This is a genomic window from Mesorhizobium sp. M7A.F.Ca.MR.362.00.0.0, from assembly GCF_004023175.1.
Taxonomy (GTDB): Bacteria; Pseudomonadota; Alphaproteobacteria; order Rhizobiales; family Rhizobiaceae; genus Mesorhizobium.
In genome coordinates this window covers 1-6,293 of record NZ_RZTF01000158.1, presented here as the reverse complement: position 1 = coordinate 6,293, position 6,293 = coordinate 1, and the positions used below count along the sequence as shown (strand labels likewise).

Here is a 6,293-nt window from a genome sequence, read left to right as displayed (position 1 = left end):
CGATGAGGATATCAGGCGGGTTTCGGCTTTCATCGACCGGCACGGTTTTGTCGAGGTAGAGTTCACGGTTCCGCCGTCGGCGGGGGGCGACCCTTTCTTCAACATCAACGAACCAGACGATCTTGTGTCTGCCGAGCGTCTGTTGCAGAGCATCAAGCCATGAACAGACGCATCTTCGGCATCACCGGCTGGAAGAATTCCGGCAAGACGACTTTGACCGAAAGGCTGGTCACCGAACTTGTCCGGCGCGGCTGGAAGGTGTCGACGGTGAAACACGCCCATCATGATTTCGACATCGACAAACCGGGTGCCGACAGTTTCCGCCACCGGCAGGCCGGCGCCACCGAAGTCGCGATCGTCTCCGGCGTTCGCTGGGCACTGATGCACGAGCTGCGCGGCGAAGACGAGCCGGCATTGGAGACTGTCCTGTCGCGGCTTGCCCCTTGCGACCTGGTGCTGGTCGAGGGCTACAAGCGCGAAGCCCACAGCAAGATCGAAACCCGCCGGCTGGATGCGAAGGACCGCACGCCGCTTTCAGCGGAGGATCCCAACATCGTCGCTGTCGCCGCCGATTTTGCGATTGAAGGCGCGCAGCTGCCGGTGTTCGATCTCGACGATGCAAAATCGATAGCCGACTTCATTGAGCGCACCACCGGGCTCGTTGCTTGAGCGCTGACGCAACGGCAGAATAGCCTTGCCCATTTTTACGGTTTTGCAGTTGCTTTTTTCTTGGAAAGAGTGGGAGTATCGCGCCAGCGGGCGGTCAAAAGCACCGCCCCACAGAGCCGTTCGGAACGACGGCCGGGACCATAAAGAGAGGACCATCATGCGTATTTCACTGCGTATCGCGCTTGCCGCATCGGCCGCGCTGCTGACGCTCGGCGTCGCCCAGGCCCAGGAAAAGACCCTAAGGATCGGCACCGAAGGCGCCTACCCGCCCTTCAACAACCTTACCGCCGATGGCCAACTCGTAGGCTTCGACATCGACATCGCCAAGGCGCTTTGTGATGAGATGAAGGTAAAGTGCACCTTCGTCGCGCAGGATTGGGACGGCATCATTCCCGCCCTTCAGGCCGGCAAGTTCGACGCCATCGTCGCCTCGATGTCGATCACGCCGGAGCGGATGGAAAAGGTCGATTTTTCGCACAAATACTACAACACGCCGTCGGCGCTCGCCGTGCCGAAGGACAGCACGCTGAAAGGCGTGACCAAGGAAGATCTCGCCGGCAAGACCATCGGCGTCGCCACCACCACGACGCATTTCAACTATGCCTCGAAGACCTACACTGACAGCACCGTGAAGGGCTATCCGAGCAGCCCCGAGGAGCAGGCAGATCTTGCCAATGGCCGTCTCGACGCCATCGAGGACGATATCGTCGTGCTGCAGCAGTTTCTGGATTCGCCTGATGGCGCCTGCTGCAAGATCCTCGGCCAGCCGTCGCCGCAGCCGGTCGAGATCTTCGGGCCTGGCGCCGGCATTGCCGTGCGCAAGGGCGAAACCGACCTGGTCAACAAGCTCAACTCGGCCATCGACGCCATTCGCGCCAATGGAAAATACAAGGAAATCAACGACAAGTACTTCAAGTTCGACGTCTACGGCGCCGAGTCCTGATAAAGGTCAAGACGGCGGGGAATTTCCCCGCCGTCTTTCTATTCATCTCAGGAATGCCGTGGAGATAAGACCGGTCGATGCCAGCCCAGAGCATATGGACACTTCTCAGTTGGGGACCCGAAGGCTGGCTTGACGATATTGCCTATGGCACACTGATCACCATTGCGCTTGCGCTTGCCACGCTGCCCATCGGATTGACGATCGGCTTTTTCATCGCCCTCGCCAAGCAGTCCGAAGAACCCTCGCTGCGCCTTGCCGCCAACATCTACACCACGGTCTTTCGCGGCCTGCCGGAACTGGTGACGCTTTTCCTGTTCTTCTTCGGCATGCCGATCCTGCTGCAGCATCTCGTCAGGTATTTCCGGCCGGACATCACTATCGACGTCAACAGCTTCGTCGCCGGCATGATCGTGCTTGCGCTGATCTTCTCGTCCTATGCCAGCGAGGTTTTTCTTTCCGCCTTCCGCGCCATTCCCAAAGGCCAGTATGAAGGCGGCTATGCCATTGGTCTTTCGAACTGGCTGACCATGCGCAAGGTGATCGTGCCGCAGCTGCTGCGCATCGCGTTCCCCGGCCTGGAGAACTGCTGGCTCAGCCTGCTCAAGGACACATCGCTGGTGTCGGTCGTCGGCCTGGCCGAGACGCTGCGTAACGCTAGCATTGCCGCCCGCGTCACCAAGCATGCTTTCCTGTTCTTCGGTGTCGCCTCGCTGGTCTTTCTTGGCCTGGCCGTCCTGTCGTCCTTCGCCACCAGCGCTATTCTGCGCTCGCTTGGCCGGCAGGAGGCGCAGCGTTGAGCGCCACGGCCGCAATGGTCGAACGTCCGCCGCCACGGGCTCGCGGCTGGCCGCGCAGGCGTATCGCCGGTTACGCGCTGGTCTGCCTGTGGATTTTGTTCGGCATTGGCATCGTCAGCTATCTGGTTCTTGCCTGGAACCCTGAGTTCTTCGCCAAATATGCGCCCGCCTATTTGAGCGGGCTTGGGGTTACGCTCGCGCTGGTTTCCATATCGATGGTGCTCGGTGCGATCCTGTCGGTGCCCGTCGCCTATGGGCGCATGTCCAGGAGCCGGATCCTGTCCGGCCTCGCCTATTGCTACGTCTATTTCTTCCGCGGTACGCCGCTGCTGGTCCAGACCTATCTGGTCTACTACGGATTGGGCTCGTTCAGGGTCGAGCTCCAGTCGATCGGCCTCTGGGACTTTTTCAAGGACGCGTTCAATTGCGGCGTCTTTGCCTTTGCGCTCAACACCGCCGCCTATCAGGCCGAGATTCTGCGCGGCGCCATCGAGAGCGTGCCAAGAGGGCAATGGGAAGGGGCGGCATCGCTTGGCCTGCACAAACTGCAAACCTTGCGCAAGATCATCCTGCCGCAAGCCTTGATCGTCGCCTTGCGGCCCTATGGCAACGAACTGATCCTGATGGTCAAGGCTTCCGCCATCGTCGCCATCATCACGGTCTATGATCTGATGGGCAATGCCAAGCTCGCCTTCGCCAACTCGTTCGACATCCAGGCCTATATCTGGGTCGCGCTCGTCTATCTGGTGATGGTCGAGATATTGCGTCATGGCGTCGAATGGATCGAGCGCCGGATCACCGTTCACCTGAAACGCTGACTATTTTCAAATTCAGCTGCACCAGTCGATCCTGCCCTGCGCATCTTGACGAATTGCGCGCAGAGCCTAGACGTCTCGCAGCAAATTCCGTTTCTGAAGGGCAAGCTCATGGCATCTGTTGCATTTCTCGGTCTTGGCGTGATGGGCTATCCGATGGCCGGGCACTTGAAGAACAAGGGCGGCCATGACGTGACCGTCTACAACCGCACCAAGGCCAAGGCCGAGCAATGGGTTGGCCAGCATGGCGGTAGCCTTGCGGCGACGCCAGCACAGGCCGCCGAAGGCAAGGATTTTGTCTTCTCCTGTGTCGGCAATGACGACGATTTGCGTTCGGTGACGACCGGTCCGGAAGGCGCCTTCAAATCGATGAAGAAGGGTTCGGTCTTCATCGACAACACCACGGCCTCGGCCGAGGTCGCTCGCGAGCTGGCGGCGGCGGCGCAAGTCGGTGGTTTTTCGTTTCTCGACGCGCCTGTCTCGGGCGGCCAGGCCGGCGCCGAGAACGGCGTGCTGACCGTCATGGTCGGCGGCGAGCAGGACGCTTTCGACAGAGCGAAGCCTGTCATCGACGCTTTTGCCCGCATGGTCGGCTTGATGGGGTCGGCCGGTGCCGGCCAGCTCACCAAGATGATCAACCAGATCACCATAGCCGGCCTCGTCCAGGGCCTGGCCGAAGGCATCCATTTCGGCAAGAAGGCCGGGCTCGACATCGAGAAGGTGATCGAGGTGATTTCCAAGGGTGCCGCCGGCTCCTGGCAGATGGAGAACCGCCACAAGACGATGAACGCCGGCAAATATGATTTCGGCTTCGCCGTCGACTGGATGCGCAAGGATCTCGGCATCTGCCTGGCCGAGGCCGACCGCAATGGCGCCAGATTGCCGGTCACCGCACTCGTCGACCAGTTCTACAAAGATGTGCAGGCGATGGGCGGCAAGCGCTGGGACACGTCCTCGCTGCTCGCCCGTCTCGAAAAATAGGTTCCGCGGTGCCAGAGCTCTCGCCTCAATCCAGTGCTGCAGAAATCGTCGCCCATCTGCGCGCTATCGGATCGGAGGAGAACCGCCTCGGCATGTTGCGCTACGGCATCAAGATCGACCGTGCACTTGGTATCACGCACGGCATGCAGCGGCAGATCGCCAGGAAGATCAAACGCAACCACGAGCGCGCCTTCGAGCTATGGGACACCGGCATCATGGAGGCGCAGTTCATCGCCTCCGTCACGGCTGACTCGAAACGGTTTTCTGCTGAAGATGCAAGACGATGGGCGGCTAGTTTCGACTCCTGGGACATCGTCGACGGCGTCTCGGATATCTTTGTCGATACGGACGCCTGGAAAGAACTGATCGCCGAGTTTGCGGCCGATGAGCGGGAGTTCGTTCGGCGCACGGCCTTCGCCATGATGGCCTGGTCCGTCGTCCACCGGAAGAAGGAGCCAGGGGCGACCTTCCTCTCCTTCCTGCCGATCATCGAAACGCATGCGAACGACAGCCGCAATTTCGTGAAGAAGGCCGTGAACTGGGCGCTTCGGTCGATCGGCAAACGATCGATGGACATGCACGGAGCTGCCCTGGCTGTCGCCGAACGGCTGGCGCAGTCGACCGACAGGACGGCGCGCTGGATCGGCAAGGACGCGGTAAGGGAGCTGTCCAATGCCAAGACGCTAGCGCGGGTCGCCGCAAGGAAAGGCTGACGGCGCGGAAACCCGCTTTCCGGCATGTCTGGATCTCGCCGACATGTGATGCGGTTGCCGACATGTGATGGCGGGAGCGTTGACGTCGCTGACAGCGGCGTCTTTACTTGAGCTTCAAAGGGACGCGGCCAATGAGCAATCCTCTGAAATCAACCATAATGCTCGCAGCGGCATTGTTTGTGTCCGCGGCCACAGATGCCTCGGCCGAGACCGCGCACATATTCTGGAAGGATCTGCGTCCGGCTACGCAATCCGCCGCCGAAAACGTCGGGCTACCGATGATCGCGGCAAAATTGCCCGACCACGGCGAGACGCTGTCCCTCAACCTGCAGGACAAAAGCATTCAGCTAGCCGGCTATGCATTGCCGGTCGATCGCGATGGCGATCTTGTCTATCAGTTCCTGCTGGTGCCCTGGACGGGTGCGTGCAGCCACATGCCGACGCCCCCGCCCAACCAGATTGTCTTGGTCACGCCGGCTCGTCCCTACAAGATGTCCGAGGCGTATCAGCCTGTCGCGGTCACCGGCGCGCTGAAGCCGGACATGGAGAAGAGCCAGCTGTTCATCCTCGACGGCGTCAGTGTCATCCAGTCTGGCTACAGCGTCCGCAAGGCAGATGTGGTCGCTGTCGGCAGCGTGCCGGACACCGTCACCCTGCCGGTCAATTCTCCCTGGAGTTTCTTCAACAAAAAGAAGAACTAAGCAGGACAACCTGCTGCAGCTCAGGCGGCGTTGGCACCCGATTCCTTGTCCAGCACCATGTAGTCGAGCGGGATTTCGGTCGTGTACTTGATCTGCTCCATGGCGAAGGATGACGAAACGTCACGGATTTCGATCTTGGCGATCAGCCGCTTGTAGAAGGCGTCATAGGCCGCGATGTCGGGCACCACGACGCGCAGGAGATAGTCGACGTCGCCGCTCATGCGGTAGAACTCGACCACCTCGGGAAACTCCTGGATGACTTCCGAGAAACGCCGCAGCCATTCATGGCTGTGCGAATTGGTGCGGATCGACACGAAGACGGTAACGCGCACATTGACCTTTTCATGGTCGAGAATGGCAACGCGCCGCTTGATGACGCCCTCCTCCTCGAGCTTCTGGATGCGCCTCCAGCAAGGCGTCGTCGACAGCCCGACTTTCTTGGCGACGTCGGCGACCGCGAGTGTCGCGTCCTCCTGCAAGAGGCGGAGGATTTTTCTATCGAGGCGATCCATATCGTGCTCCCAAAGGAATAGAATGCCTATACTCTGCCTTATCCAGGCCTTTCACAAGAAAGGAATTCTGCTGATCGGGCAAAAAGCGAGTGATTTCTTGCTGAAAGGTCAGCCGAGGCGATAGCGGATTTCCGAACGCAGAAAAGGCAGCAAAGCCATTTC

Annotated in this window: 8 protein-coding genes and 1 pseudogene; 8 read left to right on the top strand and 1 reads right to left on the bottom strand. The window is 60.1% G+C overall.

The window, feature by feature from the left end:
* The 8 genes and pseudogenes from EOC06_RS42895 to EOC06_RS19375 all read left to right on the top strand — a co-directional run.
* Positions 1-163: pseudogene (locus EOC06_RS42895) on the top strand (molybdenum cofactor guanylyltransferase MobA); the annotation flags it as partial.
* Positions 160-669 (top strand): molybdopterin-guanine dinucleotide biosynthesis protein B, encoded by a 510-nt coding sequence (gene mobB / locus EOC06_RS19405; protein WP_128308537.1) that lies wholly within the window; start codon positions 160-162, stop codon positions 667-669. The pseudogene EOC06_RS42895 and the gene mobB, both read left to right, overlap by 4 nt.
* A 157-nt stretch (positions 670-826) precedes the next feature.
* Entirely contained in the window at positions 827-1,612 is a 786-nt protein-coding gene (locus EOC06_RS19400; RefSeq protein ID WP_027036615.1) for an ABC transporter substrate-binding protein, read from the top strand.
* A 77-nt stretch (positions 1,613-1,689) separates the two neighbouring features.
* Positions 1,690-2,409, top strand: a complete 720-nt coding sequence (locus EOC06_RS19395) for an ABC transporter permease (RefSeq protein ID WP_128308536.1) — start codon at positions 1,690-1,692, stop codon at positions 2,407-2,409.
* Complete coding sequence (locus EOC06_RS19390) at positions 2,406-3,227, top strand: ABC transporter permease (protein ID WP_128308535.1); 822 nt, start codon at positions 2,406-2,408, stop codon at positions 3,225-3,227. Before EOC06_RS19395 ends, EOC06_RS19390 begins: the two co-directional genes overlap by 4 nt.
* 108 nt (positions 3,228-3,335) lie before the next feature.
* Positions 3,336-4,205, top strand: coding sequence for an NAD(P)-dependent oxidoreductase (locus EOC06_RS19385; protein WP_127270841.1), 870 nt, complete (start codon positions 3,336-3,338; stop codon positions 4,203-4,205).
* 8 nt (positions 4,206-4,213) lie between these two features.
* Positions 4,214-4,918, top strand: coding sequence for a DNA alkylation repair protein (locus EOC06_RS19380; protein WP_128308534.1), 705 nt, complete (start codon positions 4,214-4,216; stop codon positions 4,916-4,918).
* Positions 4,919-5,049: 131 nt separating this feature from the next.
* Positions 5,050-5,619 carry a DUF3299 domain-containing protein gene (locus EOC06_RS19375; protein WP_128308543.1) on the top strand — a complete coding sequence of 190 codons (570 nt, stop codon included), beginning with the start codon at positions 5,050-5,052 and terminating at the stop codon, positions 5,617-5,619.
* 20 nt (positions 5,620-5,639) lie between these two features.
* Here EOC06_RS19375 and EOC06_RS19370 read toward each other — a convergent pair whose 3' ends face one another.
* The gene (locus EOC06_RS19370; protein ID WP_006205209.1) at positions 5,640-6,131 is read right to left on the bottom strand and encodes an Lrp/AsnC family transcriptional regulator; all 492 of its coding nucleotides are present in this window, start codon (positions 6,129-6,131) and stop codon (positions 5,640-5,642) included.
* Positions 6,132-6,293 lie beyond the last annotated feature (162 nt).

What these genes read in the sequence shown, in the direction of transcription:
- EOC06_RS19370 (WP_006205209.1), bottom strand. Translation starts at nt 6,131, where the DNA reads ATGGATCGCCTCGATAGAAAAATCCTCCGCCTCTTGCAGGAGGACGCG.
- EOC06_RS19375 (WP_128308543.1), top strand. Translation starts at nt 5,050, where the DNA reads ATGAGCAATCCTCTGAAATCAACCATAATGCTCGCAGCGGCATTGTTT.
- mobB (WP_128308537.1), top strand. Translation starts at nt 160, where the DNA reads ATGAACAGACGCATCTTCGGCATCACCGGCTGGAAGAATTCCGGCAAG.
- EOC06_RS19385 (WP_127270841.1), top strand. Translation starts at nt 3,336, where the DNA reads ATGGCATCTGTTGCATTTCTCGGTCTTGGCGTGATGGGCTATCCGATG.
- EOC06_RS19400 (WP_027036615.1), top strand. Translation starts at nt 827, where the DNA reads ATGCGTATTTCACTGCGTATCGCGCTTGCCGCATCGGCCGCGCTGCTG.
- EOC06_RS19395 (WP_128308536.1), top strand. Translation starts at nt 1,690, where the DNA reads ATGCCAGCCCAGAGCATATGGACACTTCTCAGTTGGGGACCCGAAGGC.